Source organism: Pseudomonas sp. S60 (genome assembly GCF_016647865.1).
GTDB lineage: Bacteria > Pseudomonadota > Gammaproteobacteria > Pseudomonadales > Pseudomonadaceae > Aquipseudomonas > Aquipseudomonas parafulva.
Genome location: NZ_JACVVH010000006.1, coordinates 1 through 19942, shown reverse-complemented (window position 1 = coordinate 19942; position 19942 = coordinate 1). Strand labels below are relative to the sequence as shown.

Here is a 19942-nt window from a genome sequence, read left to right as displayed (position 1 = left end):
GCCCCATAACCAGAATTCAGGATTGATTGCCATGCCTGCCTTGTTGTCCCCTGCCACCTGCACACACCATCAGGTGCTGATTGTCGGCGCCGGTGCCGCCGGCATCGCCACTGCCTCGAGCCTTATCAGCCGCGACCCGTCGCTGGATGTGGCGTTGATCGACCCTGCCGAGGTGCATTACTACCAGCCAGGCTGGACCATGGTCGGTGCCGGTGTATTCGATGCACCCAGTACTGCCCACACCATGGCGTCCACCATCCCTCGCGGCGTGCGCTGGCTGCAAGCCCGGGTCACGGGCTTCGACCCGGTTAGCCGGCACGTGGTGCTGGAGGGCGAGCGGACCATCAGCTACGAGCAACTGGTGGTGTGCCCCGGGCTCAAGCTGGACTGGGCCGCCATCGATGGCCTTGAAGACACCCTTGGCCGCAATGGCGTCACCTCCAACTACCGCTACGACCTGGCACCTTACACGTGGGAGCTGGTACAAAACCTCAAGCAGGGCCGCGCGCTGTTCTGCCAACCGCCCATGCCGATCAAGTGTGCCGGCGCGCCGCAAAAGGCGTTGTACCTGTCGTGCGACCACTGGCTGCGTCACGGCCGGTTGGGCGCGATCAAGGCGAGTTTCTACAACGCCGGCGGCGTACTGTTCGGTGTGCCTGACTATGTGCCTGCGCTCATGAAGTACATTGAGAAATACGACGTCGACCTGCATTTCTCCCAGCGTCTGGTAGCTGTGGATGGCCCGAACAAACGCGCCACATTCGTGCGAACACTGCCTGATGGCAGCAGCGAGCGCCACACCGAACCTTTCGACATGCTGCATGTGGTGCCGCCACAAGTGGCCCCGGACTTCATTCGCAACAGCCCCCTGGCTGACAGCAACGGTTGGGTGGATGTAGACCCCCATAGCCTGCGCCATCGCGCTTACGCCAATGTGCATGCCCTGGGCGACGTCGCCAACACCACCAATGCCAAGACTGCTGCCGCCGCCCGCAAGCAGGCACCGGTGGTCGCCAACAATGTGCTGGTAGCGTTGGGCAGGCGCACGGGCCTGGCCAGGTATGATGGTTATGGCTCATGCCCGCTCACCGTCGAGCGCGGGAAGATTGTGCTGGCTGAATTCACCTACGGCGGCAAGCTGGCGCCCAGCTTCCCCACCTGGCTACTCGACGGCCGGCAGCCGACCCGCCTGGCCTGGTTGCTCAAGGCCCGTGTACTGCCACCGTTGTATTGGCAAGGCATGCTCAAAGGGCGCGAATGGTTAGCCCGGCCGGCACCACTGGCCACCGAGGGCGCGCAGTGATCGAGCATCAGCTGCTGGGCGCAGGCCTGGGCGCGATCATTGGTGCGGTGCTGGCACTGACCGGTGCCGGGGGCGGTATTCTTGCTGTGCCTCTGCTGGTGTTCGGCCTGGGGCTGACAATGGTTGAAGCTGCCCCCATCGGCCTGCTGGCGGTTGGGTTGGCAGCAGCTGTGGGGGCCATTATTGGCTTGCGCCAAGGGGTAGTGCGCTACCGTGCGGCATTGCTCATCGCAGCGGTGGGCGTGCTGTTCGCACCATTGGGGCTCATGCTGGCCCATCACTTACCCAACACCCCACTGCAGTTGCTGTTCGGCGGCGTGCTGGTCTACGCCTGCCTGCGGATCTGGCGCAAGGCTGCCCGCGAGCTGAAGGGTGAAACCGCGGGTGCACACCGGCTGATCGAGCCCTGTGTGCTCAACCCGCTGCAGGGCCGGCTGCGCTGGACGCTGCCCTGCGCACGGGCGCTCGCCGGCACGGGGGCGTTGTCTGGTCTGCTTTCAGGGCTGCTGGGTGTGGGCGGTGGTTTTGTCATCATCCCTGCCCTGAACCGCTATACCAACCTGCGCATGGCCAGCATCGTTTCAACATCGCTGGCGGTGATCGCGCTGGTATCGGCTGGCAGCGTTATCAGCGCCACCCTGGCAGGTGTGATGCACTGGCAGGTGGGCGCACCGTTTGCCTTGGGGGCAGTGATCGGGTTGTTAATGGCGCGGCCCCTGGCAGCAAGGCTGGCGGGGCCGCGCTTGCAGCAACTGTTTGCGCTAGCCGGTTGGGCCGCAGCGTTGATGCTGATGGGCAAGGCGTTACTGGGCTAGCAGTTCGTCCTGCTCTGCAGCGCACAATGCCAGCAGGTAGTCCCAGACCACCCGCAAGCGCACCGACTTGTGCAGTTCGCGGCGTGTACAAATCCAGTAGCTGCGCTGGATGGTTTCGCCCGGCAGTACGCGCACCAGGGTTGGATCATGGCGGGCCATGTAGTTGGGCAGTACGGCGATGCCCAGCCCGGCCCGCGCCGCCACCTGCTGGGCGATCACGCTGGTGCTGCGAAACACCACGTTAGGTGAACGGCAAAAGCTGTTGAGAAACAGCAGTTCCTGGCTGAACAACAGATCGTCCACATACCCGATCCAGCTATGCCGGGCCAGGTCTTCGCGGGTGCTCAACGGCGCCGAGCGGTCCAGGTAGGCCTGGCTTGCGTACAGTGCCAGGCGGTAGTCGGTGAGTTTGCGGGTAATCAGCAGATCGGCGCTGGGCCGCTCCAGGTGAATACTGATTTCGGCCTCGCGGTTCAAGATGCTCACAAAGCGCGGTACCGCCACCAACTCAACCTCAAGGCCTGGGTAGCGTTCGAACAGGGCGTTCATGCGTGGCGTGAAGAACATGATGCCGATGCCCTCGGTTACCCCCAGACGAATCTTGCCAAGGGGGGCAATGGCCTGGGTGATTTCTTCCTGCGCCAGCAGTGCGACGTTTTCCATGGCCTCGGCATGCTTGAGCAGCGCATGCCCCGACGGGGTCAGTTCATAGCCTTGGGCATGCTGGACAAACAACGCGGTGCCCAGGCTCTGCTCGATGCTCTCGATGTGCCTGGCGACGGTGCTGTGGGTGGTGTTAAGCCGCTTGGCTGCCGTCAGCAGGCGGCCACTGCGCTGCAACTCCAGGAAAAACCGCAAATCGTTCCAGTCGAACATGCCGATCCCTGTACGTTCGAACGCCCACTCAGCCTGGGCGTTGCCATGGTTACCGTTGTGCTAAAACGCACAGCGGCTGCGCGAAATCTCGTCTTTATTCCACGAAATTACTCACTAAGCTGGATCACGACAAGAATAAAAACGGTTTAGAGGTCGCCAATGCCATCAACCGATTCTGCCTTTGACTACGTGGTCGTGGGCGCTGGCCCTGCGGGTTGCCTGCTTGCCAACCGGCTGTCTGCCGACCCTTCCAGCCGTGTTCTGCTGTTGGAGGCCGGGGGCCGTGACAACTACCCCTGGATTCATATTCCCGTCGGCTACCTTTACTGCATCGGCAACCCGCGCACCGACTGGTGCTTCAAGACCGAAGCCCAGCCAGGGCTGGCTGGCCGAGCATTGGGTTACCCTCGGGGCAAGGTGCTGGGTGGCTGTTCCTCCATCAATGGCATGATCTACATGCGCGGCCAGGCCGCCGACTATGACGGTTGGGCCGAGCAAGGCAATGCAGGCTGGGCCTGGAAAGATGTACTGCCGCTGTTCAAGGCCAGTGAAAGCCACTTCGCTGGCGCCAGTGAGTTCCACGGCGCCAGCGGCGAGTGGCGGGTAGAGCGCCAGCGCTACAGCTGGCCGATCCTCGACGCCTTCCGCGATGCCGCTGAGCAGGTTGGCATCGGCAAGGTGGATGACTTCAATACAGGCGACAACGAAGGCTGTGGATATTTTCAGGTGAACCAGCGCAGTGGTGTGCGCTGGAATGCTGCCAAGGCATTCTTGCGCCCGATCCGGCACCGGCCGAACTTGACGGTGCTGACCGGTGTGCAGGTGGACCAGGTACTGCTGAACAATACCCGCGCGCGGGCGGTGAAGGCGTTCTGGCAAGGTGGTTGGCACGAGTTTGCGGCGCGCCGTGAAATCATTCTGTGTGCGGGGGCGGTGGGTTCACCCGGTATCCTGCAGCGCTCCGGGGTGGGCCCGAGCCAGTTGCTGACCCGCCTGGGCATCGGTGTGCGCCATGCCATGCCTGGCGTTGGCGGCAACCTGCAGGACCACCTGCAACTGCGCCTGATCTATCAGATCGGCAACACCCATACCCTCAACCAGATGGCCAACAGCCTGTGGGGCAAGATGGGCATGGGCCTGCGTTACCTTTACGATCGCAGCGGCCCGCTGGCCATGGCCCCCAGCCAGCTGGGGGCGTTTGTGAGGTCGAACGCGCAGCAGGCCAGTGCCAACCTGCAATACCATGTACAGCCTTTATCACTGGAACGCTTCGGCGAGCCTCTGCACACATTCCCCGCTTTTACCGCTTCGGTGTGCAACCTGCGCCCGGCCAGCCGTGGCCGTATCGATATCCGTGACACGGACATGAACAGTGCACCGCTGATCGACCCCAATTACCTCAGCGACCCGCAGGACCTGCGCGTGGCTGCCGAAGCCATTCGCCTTACCCGCCGTATCGTTCAGGCCCCTGCCCTCGCCGCCTTCGCGCCGAAGGAATACCTGCCAGGTGCGGCACTGCACAGCGAAGCAGACTTGTTCGAGGCGGCTGGCAAGATCGGCACCACCATCTTCCACCCCAGCGGCACCTGCCGCATGGGCAGTGGCACGCTGGACGTTGTGGATAACCAGCTGCGTGTGCATGGCATCCCCGGGCTGCGTGTGGCGGATGCCTCGATCATGCCGCAGATCACCTCCGGCAATACCTGCTCACCCACCTTGATGATCGCCGAGAAAGCGGCGCAGATGATTCTCAAAGGAGCCAATACCCCAACCTACGTGAGCGAAAACGCACTACCGACGCCCTGACCAGGGTGCGTGCAACACCGGTAGCTTGCGGTCGAAAGCTGCCGACAGTGGAACAACAAGAATAATCACTGTGGCCCTGCGGGCCGAGGACAGCAACGATGTCGGACTACATTCAAGAGCAGGACGCGCCGGCCAGCAGCCCCAGCCGTCGTGAAGAACGCAAGATCATTTTCGCGTCATCCCTCGGGACGGTTTTCGAGTGGTATGACTTTTTTCTCTATGGCGCGCTGGCAGCCGTCATCAGCAAGCAGTTTTTCGCCGGCGTCAACGACACCACCGCCTTCATCTTTGCCCTCATGGCATTTGCTGCAGGCTTCCTTGTGCGGCCCTTCGGGGCACTGGTGTTTGGCCGGCTAGGTGACATGATCGGCCGCAAGTACACCTTCCTGATCACCATCGTGCTGATGGGGCTGTCCACCTTCGCCGTGGGGCTGTTGCCCACCTACGCCAGTATCGGTATCGCCGCGCCCATCATTTTGGTGGTGTTGCGCATGCTTCAGGGGCTGGCCCTGGGTGGTGAGTACGGGGGCGCGGCCACTTATGTAGCCGAGCATGCACCGCCCGGCAAGCGCGGTTTCCATACCGGGTTCATTCAGTCCACGGCCACCCTCGGCCTGTTGCTGTCATTGCTGGTGGTGCTGGGTAGCCGGTACATCAGTGGCGACCAGTTCGAAACCTGGGGCTGGCGCTTGCCGTTCCTGCTGTCGATCGTGCTGCTGGGCATTTCTACCTGGATCCGCATGAGCATGCACGAGTCGCCTGCGTTCGTGAAAATGAAGGCCCAGGGCAAGGTCAGCAAGTCGCCTATTCGTGAATCGTTCACGTCCTGGCCCAACCTTAAAGTGGTACTCACGGCGCTGTTCAGCATCAACGCCGGGCAGGCGGTTACGTTCTATACAGCGCAGTTCTACGTGCTGTTCTTCATGACCCAGATGCTGAAGATGGACGCTGCCCAGGCCAATACCCTGCTGATCATCAGCGTGGTGATTGGCGCGCCCTTCTTCGTGTTCTTCGGCTGGCTGTCGGACAGAATCGGCCGTAAACCCATCCTGATGCTTGGGTTGCTGCTGGCCACGGTGCTGTACTTCCCGCTGTTCAAAGCCTTGAGCTTTTACGCCAACCCCCAGATCGACAACGCCAGCCGACAGGCGCCGATCGTTGTGACCGCAGACCCTAAAGGCTGTACCTTCCAGTTCGACCCTGTGGGCAAGGCACGCTTCGACAGCCCCTGCGACAAGGTCAAGACATTTCTGGTGAAACAGGGCCTGCCCTACAGCTCTGTGGCAGTGGCCGGTAGTGACGTGGTGGTGAACATCGGTGACAAGACCATCAATGGCTATGATGAAACGGCCATGCGCGCCGCCGTTGAACAAGCGGGTTACCCTGCCAAGGCTGACCCTGCTCAGGTGAACCAGGTGATGGTGGTGGTGTTGATCGTAGCCATGATCCTGATCGCTACCATGACCTATGGCCCGCTGGCCGCCGTGATGGTGGAACTGTTCCCCACCCGCATCCGCTACACCTCGATGTCGCTGCCCTACCACATTGGCAACGGCTGGTTCGGCGGGTTTCTGCCGACGGTTTCGTTTGCGTTGGTGGTGTATACCGGCGATATCTTCTATGGGCTGTGGTACCCAGTGCTGATTACTGGCATCAGCCTGGTGGTGGGGATCTTCTGCCTGAAAGAGACCAAGGATGTAGATATCGACAAGGTGTGAAGCCGACCACACTAAGTGGGGGCTGCAGCGCAGCCCCTGTCACCTCAAACTGGCCCAGGACCTAACGGCCAGTTTTTTTATGCCCTAAAAAAACTTATGCACGATTTTCGCGAAAAAACCATACAAGGAAATATGTAATTAATTCAGTTAGTTAGGTTTGATTTCTTGCAATTGATCCATAAATTGCACACACGTTATCCACAGATCAGGAGGCACTGTTTACCTGAGCGTTTTCCTCAACAGGCGGCAGCGATCCCAGCGCACGTTGCGTCGCTTCGTTCCAGGCAGCGGCGCGGTCGTTCAGCTCCGCAATGGCTCGCGGGCCCGTGCCGTTGGCATACATGGGCTCGCCAATCACCACCTCGATGGTGCCAGCACGTTTGCCCCAGCCTGTCTTGGGCCAGTATTTACCTGCGTTGTGGGCAATCGGCAGTACCGGCAACCCAGCATTGACTGCCAAGGCTGTACCTCCCCGGGAGAATTTGCCGACGGTGCCAAACGGCACACGCGTACCCTCCGGGAAAATCAGCACCCAGGTTTTCTGCTTGAGCAATTCATCGCCTTTGCTGGCGACCTGCCGCAACGCTTCCTTGGGGTTGTCGCGGTTGATTGCGATGGGCCTAAGCATGGCCATGGCCCAGCCAAAGAACGGCACGTACAACAGCTCGCGCTTGAGCACCTGGCTCAGGGGCGAAAAATACTGGGACAGGAAAAACGTCTCCCAGGTGCTCTGGTGGTTCGACAGGATCACGCAGGGCACAGCCGGCACGTTCTCGGCGCCTGTGATCTTGTAATCGATACCAACCATCACGCGGGCGAGGAACACCGCGCAGCGGCACCAATACACGTTGATGAACCGGTAGCGCTTGGGGAACGACAGAAACGGCGCGATGAAGAAGCTCAGCGAGCACCACAGCAACGAACTGGTGCCCAGCAGCAGGTAAAAAAGAAAGACTCTGATCGCCTGCAGGATCGACATAGTGGTTTGTACCATTGCGGGGCCTGCCCGCTGCATGAAAATGCGCCTGGCGGCGCACTGTTTAGATTAGTTCTCTGGCGATAGCCGCCAGGTCGTCGAAAATCAAGGTGGATTCTGGAACGCCCTTCGCCAGGGTTCGTTCACCTTTGCCGGTTTTCACCAGCACAGGTTGGGCACCCACGGCCAGCGCGGCCTGAAGGTCACCGGTGCTGTCGCCAACGAACCACACGCCCTGAAGGTCGGCCTTGTAGTGGCTGGCGATGGCCCGCAGCATGCCCGGCCTGGGTTTGCGGCAGTCGCAACCCTCGTCGGGCCCGTGCGGGCAATAAACAATGTGGCCCACCCCGCCACCCTGCTCGGCCACCAGCGCGCGCAGGCGCGCGTGCATGGCCTCGAGGGTGGCGACGGTGTAATAGCCACGGGCGATACCGGACTGGTTGGTGGCCACGGCCACCGTCCAGCCCGCCTTGCTCAGCTGCGCGATCGCCTCGATCGAGCCTGGGATGGGTACCCACTCGTCCAGCGTCTTGATGTAGGCGTCGGAGTCATGGTTGATCACCCCGTCACGATCGAGTATCAGCAGCTTCACGGCTTACCCCAGCAGCGAAATATCAGCCACGCCCAGGAACAGACCGCGCAGGCGGCTGAGCAGGGCATATCGGTTGGCACGCACCTTGGCATCTTCGGCATTCACCATGACCGCCTCGAAGAAGGCGTCGACCGGATCACGCAGGGCCGCCAGGCGGGCCAGCGACTCGCTGTACTGGCGCGCTGCAGCCATCGGTTGCACGGCCTGGTCGGCCTGCTGGATGGCCGAGTACAGGGAGAACTCGTTGGCGTTGTCGAAGTACTTGGGCTCGACCTGTTCGGCGATGGCGCCTTCGGCCTTGCTCAGCAGGTTCGACACACGCTTGTTGACGGCAGCCAGTGCTTCGGCTTCGGGCAACTTGCGGAACGCCTGCACGGCTTGGACGCGCTGGTCGAAGTCCAAGGCCGAACCTGGCTGCAGGGCGCGTACCGAGAGGTAAGTGGCAACATCGATGCCTTCATCTTCGTAGCGCGCACGCAGGCGGTCGAAGATGAATTCCAGTACCTGTTCGGCCAGCCCGGCAGTTTTGACCTTGGCGCCGTACTGCTTGACCGCGAACTGCACTGCACCGGTCAGGTCCAGGTCCAGCTGTTTTTCGATCAGAATACGCAGCACACCCAGCGCTGCACGGCGCAGGGCGTACGGGTCTTTGCTGCCGGTGGGCAGCATGCCGATACCGAAGATACCCACCAGCGTGTCGAGCTTGTCGGCGATGGCCACGGCAGCACCGGTGAGAGTCTGCGGCAGCTCGGCACCCGCGCCGCGGGGCATGTACTGCTCGTTCAGTGCCAAGGCGACGTCTTGTGGCTCACCGTCGTTGAGTGCGTAGTAGTAGCCGGCAACGCCCTGCATCTCGGGGAACTCGCCGACCATTTCGGTGGCCAGGTCGCACTTGGACAGCAGCCCGGCACGGCCAGCGCGCTGGGCATCGCCACCGATCAGCGGGGCAATGAAGGCTGCCAGTTTGGAAACGCGCTCGGCCTTGTCGTAGACCGTACCCAGCTGGGCCTGGAATACCACGTTCTTGAGGCGTTCGTTGAAGGTTTCCAGCGGCTGCTTCTTGTCCTGCTTGAAGAAGAACTCAGCGTCGGTCAGGCGTGGGCGGACCACTTTTTCGTTACCCTGCACGATCTGCTTGGGGTCACGGCTCTCGACGTTGGCCACGGTGATGAAGCGCGGCAGCAACTTGCCTTCGCTGTCCAGCAGGCAGAAATACTTCTGGTTGTCCTGCATGGTGGTAATCAGTGCTTCCTGGGGCACTTCGAGGAAGCGTTCCTCGAACGAGCACACCAGTGGCACAGGCCACTCGACCAGCGCGGTCACTTCGTCCAGCAGTGCCGGCGGCACGATGGCAGTGCCTTCCTGCTGCATGGCCAATTCGGCGGTGCGCTTGGCGATCAGGTCGCGACGCTCGGCGAAGTCTGCCAGCACATGGGCCTTGCGCAGGTCTTCGACGTAGTTGGCCGGGGCAGTGATGGCGACGTTTTCCGGGTGATGGAAGCGGTGGCCACGGGAATCACGGCCAGCTTTTTGCGACAGGATGGTGCAGTCGACCACCTGATCGCCCAGCAGCATCACCAGCCACTGGGTTGGGCGCACGAACTCTTCACGGCTTGCCGCCCAGCGCATGCGCTTGGGAATGGGCAGGTCGTTGAGCGAATCTTCGACGATGGTCGGCAGCAGGCCTGCGGTCGCCTTGCCCGGGATGTGCTGGGAGAAGCGCAGTTTCGGGCCGCTCTGGTCGATATCGGCCAGCTCCACGCCGCACTTCTTGGCAAAGCCCAGGGCGGCCTGGGTAGGTTCGCCTTCGGCGTTGAACGCTGCCTGCAGGGGCGGGCCGTCGATGTTGATGCTGCGGTCGGGCTGCTGCACGTCCAGCTGGCGAATCAGCACGGCCAGGCGGCGCGGCGCGGCGTACATGGACTTGCCGGTGTAGTTCAGGCCGGCGGCCTGCAGGCCCTTTTCGATGCCTGCCAGAAACGCCTCGCCCAGGCTGGCGAGGGCCTTGGGTGGCAGCTCTTCGGTGCCCAGTTCTACCAGGAAATCTTGAGCACTCATTGTGCAGCCTCCAGCTTAGCCAACACTTCGTCACGCAGTTCAGGGGTGGCCATCGGGAAGCCCAGGCGTGCGCGGGCTTGCAGATAGCTTTGCGCCACGTCCCGGGCCAGGGTACGCACACGCAGGATGTAGCGCTGGCGCTCGGTCACCGAGATGGCGCGGCGGGCGTCCAGCAGGTTGAAGGTGTGAGAAGCCTTCAGCACCATTTCGTAGGTCGGCAGCGGCAGCTCCAGCTTGATCAGGCGGTTGGCTTCGCTTTCGTAGAAGTCGAACAGCTCGAACAGTTTTTCCACATTGGCGTGTTCGAAGTTGTAGGTGGACTGCTCCACTTCGTTCTGGTGGAACACGTCGCCGTAGCTGACCTTGCCGAACGGGCCGTCGGCCCAGACCAGGTCGTACACCGAATCCACACCCTGGATGTACATGGCCAGGCGCTCGAGGCCGTAGGTGATTTCACCGGTAACCGGGTAGCACTCTATGCCGCCTACCTGCTGGAAGTAGGTGAACTGGGTGACTTCCATGCCGTTGAGCCAGATTTCCCAGCCCAGGCCCCAGGCGCCGAGGGTTGGCGATTCCCAGTTGTCCTCGACGAAGCGGATGTCGTGCACCAGCGGGTCCAGGCCGATGGCTTTCAGCGAGCCGAGGTACAGCTCCTGGAAGTTGGCCGGGTTTGGCTTGAGCACTACCTGGAACTGGTAGTAGTGCTGCAGGCGGTTGGGGTTCTCGCCATACCGCCCGTCGGCAGGGCGACGGCTAGGCTGCACGTAGGCGGCGTTCCAGGTTTCTGGGCCGATGGCGCGCAGGAACGTGGCGGTGTGGAAAGTGCCGGCGCCTACTTCCATATCGTAGGGCTGAAGCACCACACAACCTTGCTCGGCCCAGTAGTTCTGCAGGGCGAGGATCAGGTCTTGGAAGGTACGCACGGCTGGCGTAGGCTGGCTCACGAAATTCACCTGTATCTGGGGATGCGGATGTAAAGAGCGGGAGTATAACCTGATTCGCCTCGCCCTCTACTCATTGGAGCCTTATGCCACGCTGCTTTTGGTGTACCGACGACCCGTTGTACCAGGCCTACCACGACCAGGAATGGGGGACACCCCAGCGTGACCCGGCGTTGCTCTTCGAGATGCTTTTGCTCGAAGGGTTCCAGGCTGGCCTTTCGTGGATCACCGTGCTGCGCAAGCGCGAGCGTTACCGCGAGGTGCTGTATGGCTTCGACCCGGTGAAACTGGCGGCCATGGACGACGACCGCATCGAAGTACTGATGCAGGACGCCGGCATCATTCGTAACCGCCTCAAGCTCAAGGCCGCCCGGCGCAACGCTCAGGCCTGGCTGGCTGTGGATAACCCCGGCCAATGGCTATGGTCGTTCGTGGGCGGTGAACCGAGAATCAACCATTTCACCGGGCGCAGCGACATACCTGCCGTGACCGAGGAGGCAAAAGCGATGAGCAAGGCGCTGCAGAAAGCCGGCTTCACGTTTGTCGGGCCCACCATCTGTTACGCCTTCATGCAGGCCACTGGCATGGTCATGGACCACACCACCGACTGTGATCGCTACCCCGCCTTGTGCCGCTGAAGGGTTACAATGCGCGCCTTGCTGAAATAAGGAATTAGCCTGTGGAAAAGTTCAAGGGCGCCCTGATGGTCGGGGTGCTGCGCCTGTTCGCCAAGCTGCCCTGGGGCGCCGTGCAGCGCGTGGGCGCTGGTATCGGCTGGCTGATGTGGAAAGTGCCCAACGGTTCGCGCAACGTGGTGCGCATCAACCTGGCCAAATGCTTCCCGGAAATGGACCCGGTTGCCCGTGAGCAACTGGTTGGCCAGGCACTGCGTGACATCGGCAAGTCCTTCGTCGAAAGCGCCTGTGCATGGATCTGGCCACCGCAGCGCTCCCTGGACCTGGTGAAAGAGGTGCATGGCCTGGAAGTACTGCAGCAGGCCCTGGCTTCGGGCAAAGGGGTGGTTGGCATCACCAGCCACCTGGGCAACTGGGAGGTGCTCAACCACTTCTATTGCAACCAGTGCAAACCGATCATTTTCTATCGGCCGCCCAAGCTCAAGGCGGTGGACGACCTGCTGCGCGAGCAACGGGTGCAGATGGGCAACCGCGTGGCGCCGTCAACCAAGGAAGGCATCCTGAGCGTGATCAAGGAAGTGCGCCGTGGCGGCCAGGTAGGCATCCCGGCCGACCCGGAGCCTGCGGAATCGGCAGGTGTGTTCGTGCCGTTTCTCGGCACCCAGGCGCTGACCAGCAAGTTTGTGCCGAACATGCTGGCCGGCGGCAAGGCGGTGGGGGTGTTCCTGCATGCGCTGCGCCTGCCTGACGGCTCGGGCTTCAAGGTGTTCCTGGAGGCAGCCCCGCAGGACATGTACAGCACCGATGTGAACGTGTCGGCGGCGGCGATGAGCAAGGTGGTGGAGCGTTATGTGCGCGAGTACCCCAGCCAGTACATGTGGAGCATGAAGCGCTTCAAGAAGCGCCCGGAAGGCGAACCGCGCTGGTATTGAGCCAGCCTGCTGTAGCCGATACCCAGTGGGAGCGGGTTTACCCGCGAATGCAATGTTGGCTTCACCGACGCATTCGCGGGTGAACCCGCTCCCACTGGGGCCGCGTTAACCCGCTGCTTTATCGAGTTTCTTCAGGAACACCGTCATCTCTTTCTCGGCCTGCTTGTCCCCATGGGCCTGTGCCGCCACCATCCCGTCCTCCCAGGCCTTGCGCGCCGCCGGCAGGTCGCCCTGCAACTGGTACGCCTTGCCCAGCAGCTTCCAGGCTGCGGAGTACTTCGGGTCCTGCTGCACACACCGCGCCAGGTGCACGGCCGCCTCTGCGCCGTTGCCTTCATCCAGCCAGGCTTTGCCCAGGCCAAACCTCAGCAGCGGGTTATCCACACCCTTGGCCAGCATCTTTTCCAGTGACTCACGCATGCGCCCTGCTCCTAGAAGAAACTCAAGCCGACGTGGAACAGCTTCTCCACATCGCGAATATGCTTTTTATCCACAACGAACAGGATCACATGGTCCCCGGACTCGATCACCGTCGCGTCATGGGCAATGAGCACGCCTTCGTCACGGATGATGGCGCCAATGGTGGTACCGGGCGGCAGATCGATGGCTTCGATGGCCTTGCCAACCACCTTGCTCGATTTGGAATCACCATGGGCCACCGCCTCGATGGCCTCGGCAGCGCCACGGCGCAGGGAGTGTACGCTGACGATGTCGCCCCGGCGCACATGGGCCAGCAAGGTGCCGATGGTGGCCAGCTGCGGGCTGATGGCGATGTCGATTTCACCGCCCTGCACCAGGTCGACGTAGGCCGGGTTGTTGATGATGGTCATCACCTTGCGCGCGCCCAGGCGCTTGGCCAGCAGCGACGACATGATGTTGGCTTCGTCGTCGTTGGTCAGGGCCAGGAAAATATCCGCATCGGCGATGTTTTCTTCCAGCATCAGGTCTTTGTCAGAGGCGCTGCCCTGCAGTACCACGGTGCTTTCCAGGTTGTCGGACAGGTACCGGCAGCGGGCCGGGTTCATCTCGATGATCTTCACCTGGTAACGGCTTTCGATGGCCTCGGCCAGGCGCTCGCCAATCTGCCCGCCGCCCGCAATGACCACGCGCTTGTTGGTTTCATCGATACGACGCAGCTCGCCCATCACGGCGCGAATGTCTTTTTTCGCGGCAATGAAGAACACCTCGTCGTCGGCCTCGATCACCGTATCGCCTCGCGGTGTGATCGGCCGGTCGCGGCGGAAGATGGCCGCCACCCGGGTGTCGACGCTGGGCATGTGGGCGCGAATCTGGCGCAGTTGCTGGCCTACCAGCGGCCCGCCGTAGTAGGCCTTCACTGCGACTAACTGCGCTTTGCCTTCGGCGAAGTCGATCACCTGCAGGGAGCCTGGGTGCTCGATCAGGCGCTTGATGTAGTTGGTAACCACCTGTTCGGGGCTGATCAGCACATCCACCGGGATGTGGTCGTTGTCGAACAACTCTTCGCGGGTGAGGTAAGCCGTTTCACGCACCCGGGCGATCTTGGTGGGGGTGTGGAACAGCGAGTAGGCCACCTGGCACGCCACCATGTTGGTTTCGTCGCTGTTGGTGACCGCCACCAGCATGTCGGCATCGTCGGCGCCAGCCTGGCGCAGCACCGTGGGCAGCGAGCCGCGGCCCTGTACGGTGCGGATGTCCAGGCGGTCGCCCAGGTCGCGCAGGCGGTCACCGTCGGTGTCCACCACGGTGATGTCGTTGGCCTCGCTGGCCAGGTGCTCGGCCAGGGTACCGCCTACCTGGCCAGCGCCGAGGATGATGATCTTCATCCGCTACTCCCTACCCGTTGGGCTTAACCGCGCGCGGCGGCGATCTTGATCAGCTTGGCATAGTAGAAGCCATCGTGGCCGCCTTCCTGGGCCAGCAACTGGCGGCCGTGTGGCTGGCGCAGGCCGGCTTCGGTGGCCAGGTCCAGCTCGCGGGCACCCGGGGTACGCGCCAGGAAGGCGTCGATTACCTCGGTGTTCTCGGTCGGCAAGCTGGAGCAGGTGGCGTACAACAGCATGCCCCCCACTTCCAGGGTGGGCCACAAGGCGTCGAGCAGCTCGCCTTGCAAGGCGGCCAGCGCCGAAATGTCATCGGCCTGGCGGGTGAGCTTGATGTCCGGGTGGCGGCGGATCACGCCGGTGGCCGAGCACGGTGCATCCAGCAAGATGCGCTGGAACGGCTTGCCGTCCCACCAACTAGCCGTGTCGCGGGCATCGCAGGCGATCAGCTCGGCCTGCAGTTGCAGGCGCTCGAGGTTTTCGCGCACGCGCGTCAGGCGCTTGGCTTCCAGATCGACGGCTACCACGTGGCCCAGCCCGGCCTCGGCTTCCAGCAGGTGGCACGTCTTGCCGCCCGGAGCGCAGCAGGCATCGAGCACGCGCTGGCCAGGGGCCAGTTCCAGCAGGTCGGCGGCCAGCTGTGCGGCTTCGTCCTGTACGCTCACCCAGCCCTCGGCGAAGCCTGGCAGGCTGAGCACGTCGCACGCTTCGGCCAGCACGATACCGTCACGGCTGTACACGCAAGGGCTGGCGCTGATGCCAGCTTCACCCAGCAATGCCAGGTACGCGTCGCGGCTGTGGTGGCGGCGGTTGACCCGCAGGATCATCGGCGGGTGGGCGTTGTTGGCGGCGCAGATGGCTTCCCATTGCTCAGGCCAGAAGGCCTTCAGGGCCTTTTGCAACCAGCGCGGGTGCGCGGTACGTACCACCGGGTCGCGCTGCATGTCAGCCAGCAGTGCTTCACCTTCGCGCTGTGCCCGGCGCAGCACGGCATTGAGCAGTGCCTTGGCCCAAGGCTTTTTCAGCTTGTCGGCGCAGCCAACGGTTTCGCCAATGGCTGCGTGGGCGGGAATACGGGTATGGAACAGCTGATACAGGCCCACCAGCAACAGGGCCTGCACATCGGCATCGGCGGCCTTGAAGGGCTTTTGCAGCAACTGGGCGGCCAGCAGTTCCAGCCTGGGCTGCCAGCGTGCGGTGCCGAATGCCAGGTCCTGAGTCAACCCGCGGTCGCGCTCATCCACCTTGTCCAGCTGGGCCGGCAGTGAGCTGTTGAGCGAAGCCTTGCCGCTGAGTACAGCGGCCAGCGCACGGGCGGCGGCGAGGCGAGGGTTCATTGGCCCAGCACCTTGCCGGCGGCGAACTTCTCGCGGCGGCTGTTGAACAGGTCGCTGAATTTCAAGGCCTTGCCACCCGGCAGCTGTACGCGGGTCAGGCTCAGGGCCTGGTCACCGCACGCAACGACGAGGCCATCCTTGCTGGCGGACAGGATCTCGCCCGGGTTGCCCTGGCCTGTGGATAAATTGGCGGCCAGCACCTTGAGGCTTTCACCATCCAGGGTGCTGTGGCACACCGGCCAAGGGTTGAAAGCGCGCACCAGGCGCTCCAGCTCGACGGCTGGGCGGTGCCAGTCGATACGCGCTTCGTCCTTGTTCAGCTTGTGCGCGTAGGTGGCCTGTGCATCGTTCTGCACTTCACCCTGCAGCGAACCGTCGGCCAGCCCGGCAATGGCCTGAATCACGGCAGGCGGGCCCATCTCGGCCAGGCGGTCATGCAAGCTGCCGCCGGTGTCTTCAGGGCTGATCGGGGTGGCGACCTTAAGCAGCATTGGCCCGGTGTCCAGGCCGGCCTCCATGCGCATCACGGTCACGCCGCTTTCGGCATCGCCGGCTTCCACGGCGCGCTGGATTGGCGCTGCACCGCGCCAACGTGGCAGCAGCGAGGCGTGGCTGTTGATGCAGCCCAGGCGCGGAATATCGAGCACGGCCTGCGGCAGGATCAGGCCATAGGCAACCACTACCATCAGGTCGGGCTTCAGTGCTGCCAGCTCGGCCTGGGCCTCGGCATTGCGCAGCGTCGGCGGCTGGAACACCGGGATGTCATGGGCCACGGCCAGCGCCTTCACCGCGCTGGGCATCAGTTTCTGCCCACGGCCTGCAGGGCGGTCAGGTTGGGTGTAGACGGCCACGATCTCGTACGGGCTGTCGAGCAGGGCCTTGAGGTGTTCGGCAGCAAACTCGGGAGTGCCTGCAAAGACGATGCGCATGGAGTTCTCGCTTCAAAAAGAAAAAGGCTTGCCGGAGCAAGCCTTCTGCAAGGTGGGGGTCAGGCCTGCTGGCGGTGCTGTTTTTCGAGCTTTTTCTTGATCCGGTCGCGCTTGAGCTGCGACAGGTAGTCAACGAACAGCTTGCCGTTGAGGTGATCGAATTCATGCTGTACGCAGACCGCCAGCAGGCCTTCGCACTCCAGCTCGAACGGTTTGCCGTCCCGGTCCTGCGCCTTGATGCGCACCCGCAGCGGGCGGTCGACGTTCTCGTAGAAGCCCGGGACCGACAGGCAGCCTTCCTGGTACTGGCCCATGTCGTGGGTCAGTTCCTCGACCGACGGGTTGATGAAGACGCGCGGTTCGCTGCGGTCTTCGCTGAGGTCCATCACCACCACCTGCTGGTGCACGTTGACTTGGGTGGCAGCCAGGCCGATGCCAGGGGCTTCGTACATGGTTTCAAACATGTCATCGATCAGCTGGCGCAGGGCGTCGTCGAACGCCGTCACCGGTTTGGCGATGGTGCGCAGGCGCGGGTCCGGAAATTCGAGAATGTTCAGAATGGCCATAAGGTCAGGCAGTCACTGTGCGTTTGGTTGAAAACTGAGCACACATAATAAAGGGAAACGCGGATTTCGGCACCTGGCAAGCTCGACTAGGGTGACTATTGGCTCGATAGCCCCCAGCCAATGGACAGCTTTTCAAAGTATTACCCACAGAGTTATCCACAGGTTGTGGTGGGTAGATAACCTGATTCAGATCAAGGACGATCCCTATGCCAGTTTGCCATTCTCCGCTCTGCCCACCCGCCGAGCTCGAGGCGCGGTTGCGCCTGCATCGCTTGCCCGATACAGGGCTGCGCCGCTTCAAAACCCTGCTCGACGCATTCGGCAGTGCCTCCTGCGCCTTGAGTGCGCCGGGCTCTGCCTGGCGTTCACTGGGCATCCCCCAAGCCAGCATCGACGCCAGGCGCAGTGCCGAAGTGCGCGAGGGCGCACATGCCGCAATGGCGTGGCTGGAGCGGCCTGGGCAGCATTTGCTGATGTGGGATGGCGATGGTTATCCGCCGCTGCTAGCCGAAATCGACGATGCCCCGCCGCTGCTTTTTGTCGCTGGAAACCCATGTTTGCTCAGCCGCCCACAGCTGGCGATTGTGGGCAGCCGCCGTGCCACGCCCCCTGCTGTGGATACGGCGGGGGCCTTTTCCAGGTACCTGGCGCAGGCAGGTTTTGTGATTACCAGCGGGTTGGCCGTTGGCATCGACGGTGCCGCTCATCGGGCTGCGTTGCAGGCCGGGGGCGCCACTATCGGGGTACTGGGCACGGGCTTGCAAAAACTTTATCCACAGCGGCACGTACAGTTGGCACAGGCGATGATTGAGGGCGGCAGTGCACTGGTTTCTGAGTACCCCCTGGACGCCGGGCCACAGCCCGGCAACTTTCCCCGCCACAACCGCATCATCAGCGGTTTGTCGTTGGGGGTACTGGTGGTGGAGGCCAGCCTGGCCAGCGGCTCGCTGATCACCGCCCGCCTTGCCGCGGAACAGGGGCGGGAGGTGTACGCCATACCGGGGTCGATTCACCACCCCGGTGCCAAGGGCTGCCATCAGCTGATTCGCGACGGCGCGCTGTTGGTGGAGAACGTGGAGCAGATCATGGACAGCCTCAAAGGCTGGCAGAACCTGCCACCGGCAGTGACGGACGCATTCGACCACCCGCTGCTGGCATTGCTGCACGCCGCCCCGCAAACCACCGAAAGCTTGGCCCATTGCAGCGAGCAGGCCCTGGCCGATGTGCTGGCGCAGCTTACCGAACTGGAGCTGCAGGGACGGGTCAGCAATCAAGCCGGGCGTTGGTTTGCCCGCGTGGGCTAAGTACACTGCTCGCAAGCAAGGTTCCTAGGTGGAGAAACATCAATGGTGAGCAGTTTTCGTGTGCAACAAGCCGCACGTGAGATCCGGGCGGGCGCAGTGATCGCCTACCCGACGGAGGCGGTCTGGGGCCTGGGCTGCGACCCGTGGAACGAGCACGCGGTGTATCGCCTGCTGGCGCTCAAGTCACGGCCTGTGGATAAAGGGCTGATCCTGATCGCCGACAACATCCGCCAGTTCGATTTTCTGTTCGAAGACTTTCCTGAAGACTGGATTGACCGAATGGCCAGTACCTGGCCTGGGCCCAACACCTGGCTGGTGCCCCATCAGGACCTGCTACCCGAGTGGGTGACGGGCCAGCACGACACCGTTGCCCTGCGGGTCAGCGACCACCCGGTAGTACGTGAATTGTGCGCGTTGGTCGGGCCTTTTATCTCCACTTCCTGCAACCCTGGCGGGCGCCCGGCCGCGAAAACCCGGTTGCGGGTGGAGCAATATTTCCACGGCCAGCTGGACCTGGTGCTGGGTGGTGCGTTGGGGGGGCGGAAGAACCCGAGTGTGATTCGTAATCTGGCGACCGGGGAAGTTGTTCGGCCGGGGTGATGCCGGAGGTGCCCGGTTTGATGGTGTTTTCGCCTGTGAGATCGATCGCCAGGGTTTTCTGATTCTTACCAGAATGGCTGTCCGGCTAGCCATTTAGGAAATACCCTACGACCCGCGTCCCCTGCCATCACCTTTTCAGTGGGAACCGTCACCCATAGGCTTCAGCTGTCGCCGAATAACTTGGCGATCGGGTGTGGTAACCCGGATGTGCGAATTCTGAATGGCAGCCATGGCGGCTGTGCGCGGGAGGCTTTCGGGCCTGCCGGATTTGGGGTTCGTCCGGTTTACCACCCCGCGTGCAGCTGCCACCCTTTTCGTGTGGTAACGGATTGAGCGGCCGCCTTGATCAGGTGAATTCCCATGAGTAAGAAGATTGTCCCCGATCCACCCCTCCCCTGCACCTCCACCCACGCATTTGGCCGCTGCGACGCCGGCCATGACCACCTCTTCACCGTAAACCCCAATATCTCTGCCGAAGACGCCCTGGTTCATGTAGCCCTGTACCTGCGCGGCGCCTATGAAACCGGCTACAAAGCCTTGGATTACCTGCGCGAAGAGGGCCGAGGCCTGTTCTGGGCGAACCTGCATGCGATTGAAATGGCAGAGGGAGTAATCGAGGCGATCCTCGATGGCATCGAGTCGCCGACGGGTTTACGAGAGAGGGAGTGAGGGCATACAGGTGCACGCCTTGATGATGGTTTCGCCTGTAAGACCGAGCGCCGCCCGCGCGGCGCATCGCGAGCTGCGCTCGC

At 62.5% G+C, this 19942-nt stretch carries 19 protein-coding genes; 9 read left to right on the top strand and 10 right to left on the bottom strand.

The window, feature by feature from the left end:
* Positions 1-31: 31 nt before the first annotated feature.
* Both IAE33_RS04520 and IAE33_RS04515 read left to right on the top strand, forming a co-directional pair.
* Complete coding sequence (locus IAE33_RS04520; protein ID WP_201162497.1) at positions 32-1303, top strand: NAD(P)/FAD-dependent oxidoreductase; 1272 nt, start codon at positions 32-34, stop codon at positions 1301-1303.
* Positions 1300-2118 (top strand): sulfite exporter TauE/SafE family protein, encoded by an 819-nt coding sequence (locus tag IAE33_RS04515; protein ID WP_201162495.1) that lies wholly within the window; start codon positions 1300-1302, stop codon positions 2116-2118. The genes IAE33_RS04520 and IAE33_RS04515 overlap by 4 nt, the downstream gene beginning before the upstream one ends.
* Here the strand turns inward: IAE33_RS04515 and IAE33_RS04510 are convergent.
* Positions 2107-2994 carry a LysR family transcriptional regulator gene (locus tag IAE33_RS04510; RefSeq protein ID WP_060480971.1) on the bottom strand — a complete coding sequence of 296 codons (888 nt, stop codon included), beginning with the start codon at positions 2992-2994 and terminating at the stop codon, positions 2107-2109. The genes IAE33_RS04515 and IAE33_RS04510 overlap by 12 nt on opposite strands.
* Positions 2995-3153: 159 nt before the next feature.
* On the opposite strand from IAE33_RS04510, the gene IAE33_RS04505 reads away from it, so the two are divergent.
* The gene (locus tag IAE33_RS04505) at positions 3154-4800 is read left to right on the top strand and encodes a GMC family oxidoreductase (RefSeq protein WP_201162493.1); all 1647 of its coding nucleotides are present in this window, start codon (positions 3154-3156) and stop codon (positions 4798-4800) included.
* Between the two features lie 98 nt (positions 4801-4898).
* Positions 4899-6518 carry an MFS transporter gene (locus tag IAE33_RS04500; RefSeq protein WP_028633187.1) on the top strand — a complete coding sequence of 540 codons (1620 nt, stop codon included), beginning with the start codon at positions 4899-4901 and terminating at the stop codon, positions 6516-6518.
* A gap of 205 nt (positions 6519-6723) precedes the next feature.
* Here IAE33_RS04500 and IAE33_RS04495 read toward each other — a convergent pair whose 3' ends face one another.
* From IAE33_RS04495 to glyQ, 4 genes are read right to left on the bottom strand one after another with little or no spacing between them, the layout of a single operon-like run.
* Positions 6724-7512: a lysophospholipid acyltransferase family protein gene (locus tag IAE33_RS04495; protein ID WP_201162491.1), complete on the bottom strand. Its 789-nt coding sequence runs from the start codon at positions 7510-7512 to the stop codon at positions 6724-6726.
* Between the two features lie 46 nt (positions 7513-7558).
* The gene (gmhB, locus tag IAE33_RS04490; RefSeq protein ID WP_028633185.1) at positions 7559-8086 is read right to left on the bottom strand and encodes a D-glycero-beta-D-manno-heptose 1,7-bisphosphate 7-phosphatase; all 528 of its coding nucleotides are present in this window, start codon (positions 8084-8086) and stop codon (positions 7559-7561) included.
* Positions 8087-8089: 3 nt separating this feature from the next.
* Positions 8090-10144: a glycine--tRNA ligase subunit beta gene (gene glyS, locus IAE33_RS04485; RefSeq protein ID WP_201162489.1), complete on the bottom strand. Its 2055-nt coding sequence runs from the start codon at positions 10142-10144 to the stop codon at positions 8090-8092.
* Complete coding sequence (gene glyQ, locus IAE33_RS04480; RefSeq protein ID WP_028633183.1) at positions 10141-11088, bottom strand: glycine--tRNA ligase subunit alpha; 948 nt, start codon at positions 11086-11088, stop codon at positions 10141-10143. Before glyQ ends, glyS begins: the two co-directional genes overlap by 4 nt.
* Positions 11089-11171: 83 nt before the next feature.
* On the opposite strand from glyQ, the gene IAE33_RS04475 reads away from it, so the two are divergent.
* Together IAE33_RS04475 and IAE33_RS04470 are read left to right on the top strand one after the other, a co-directional pair.
* On the top strand, positions 11172-11723 hold the full coding sequence (locus IAE33_RS04475; RefSeq protein WP_201162487.1) for a DNA-3-methyladenine glycosylase I: 552 nt from the start codon (positions 11172-11174) through the stop codon (positions 11721-11723).
* A 41-nt stretch (positions 11724-11764) separates the two neighbouring features.
* Positions 11765-12652, top strand: a complete 888-nt coding sequence (locus IAE33_RS04470; RefSeq protein ID WP_028633181.1) for a lysophospholipid acyltransferase — start codon at positions 11765-11767, stop codon at positions 12650-12652.
* Positions 12653-12757: 105 nt separating this feature from the next.
* Here IAE33_RS04470 and IAE33_RS04465 read toward each other — a convergent pair whose 3' ends face one another.
* Genes IAE33_RS04465 through def form a run of 5 tightly spaced genes read right to left on the bottom strand, consistent with a single transcriptional unit; the run spans position 12758 to position 17286 of the window.
* A complete protein-coding gene (locus IAE33_RS04465) occupies positions 12758-13072 on the bottom strand; it encodes a tetratricopeptide repeat protein (RefSeq protein ID WP_201162485.1) in 315 nt (104 codons plus the stop codon).
* A gap of 11 nt (positions 13073-13083) precedes the next feature.
* Positions 13084-14457 carry a Trk system potassium transporter TrkA gene (gene trkA / locus IAE33_RS04460; RefSeq protein WP_060480975.1) on the bottom strand — a complete coding sequence of 458 codons (1374 nt, stop codon included), beginning with the start codon at positions 14455-14457 and terminating at the stop codon, positions 13084-13086.
* A 23-nt stretch (positions 14458-14480) separates the two neighbouring features.
* Entirely contained in the window at positions 14481-15791 is a 1311-nt protein-coding gene (gene rsmB / locus IAE33_RS04455; RefSeq protein WP_201162483.1) for a 16S rRNA (cytosine(967)-C(5))-methyltransferase RsmB, read from the bottom strand.
* Entirely contained in the window at positions 15788-16720 is a 933-nt protein-coding gene (fmt, locus tag IAE33_RS04450) for a methionyl-tRNA formyltransferase (RefSeq protein ID WP_201162481.1), read from the bottom strand. The genes rsmB and fmt overlap by 4 nt, the downstream gene beginning before the upstream one ends.
* Before the next feature lie 59 nt (positions 16721-16779).
* A complete protein-coding gene (gene def, locus IAE33_RS04445; RefSeq protein WP_028633176.1) occupies positions 16780-17286 on the bottom strand; it encodes a peptide deformylase in 507 nt (168 codons plus the stop codon).
* A 206-nt stretch (positions 17287-17492) separates the two neighbouring features.
* On the opposite strand from def, the gene dprA reads away from it, so the two are divergent.
* The 3 genes from dprA (at position 17493) to IAE33_RS04430 (ending at position 19859) form a co-directional block, all read left to right on the top strand.
* Positions 17493-18590 carry a DNA-processing protein DprA gene (gene dprA, locus IAE33_RS04440; protein WP_201162479.1) on the top strand — a complete coding sequence of 366 codons (1098 nt, stop codon included), beginning with the start codon at positions 17493-17495 and terminating at the stop codon, positions 18588-18590.
* Between the two features lie 42 nt (positions 18591-18632).
* Positions 18633-19190 carry an L-threonylcarbamoyladenylate synthase gene (locus IAE33_RS04435; protein ID WP_201162477.1) on the top strand — a complete coding sequence of 186 codons (558 nt, stop codon included), beginning with the start codon at positions 18633-18635 and terminating at the stop codon, positions 19188-19190.
* Between the two features lie 360 nt (positions 19191-19550).
* Complete coding sequence (locus IAE33_RS04430; protein ID WP_201162476.1) at positions 19551-19859, top strand: hypothetical protein; 309 nt, start codon at positions 19551-19553, stop codon at positions 19857-19859.
* Positions 19860-19942 lie beyond the last annotated feature (83 nt).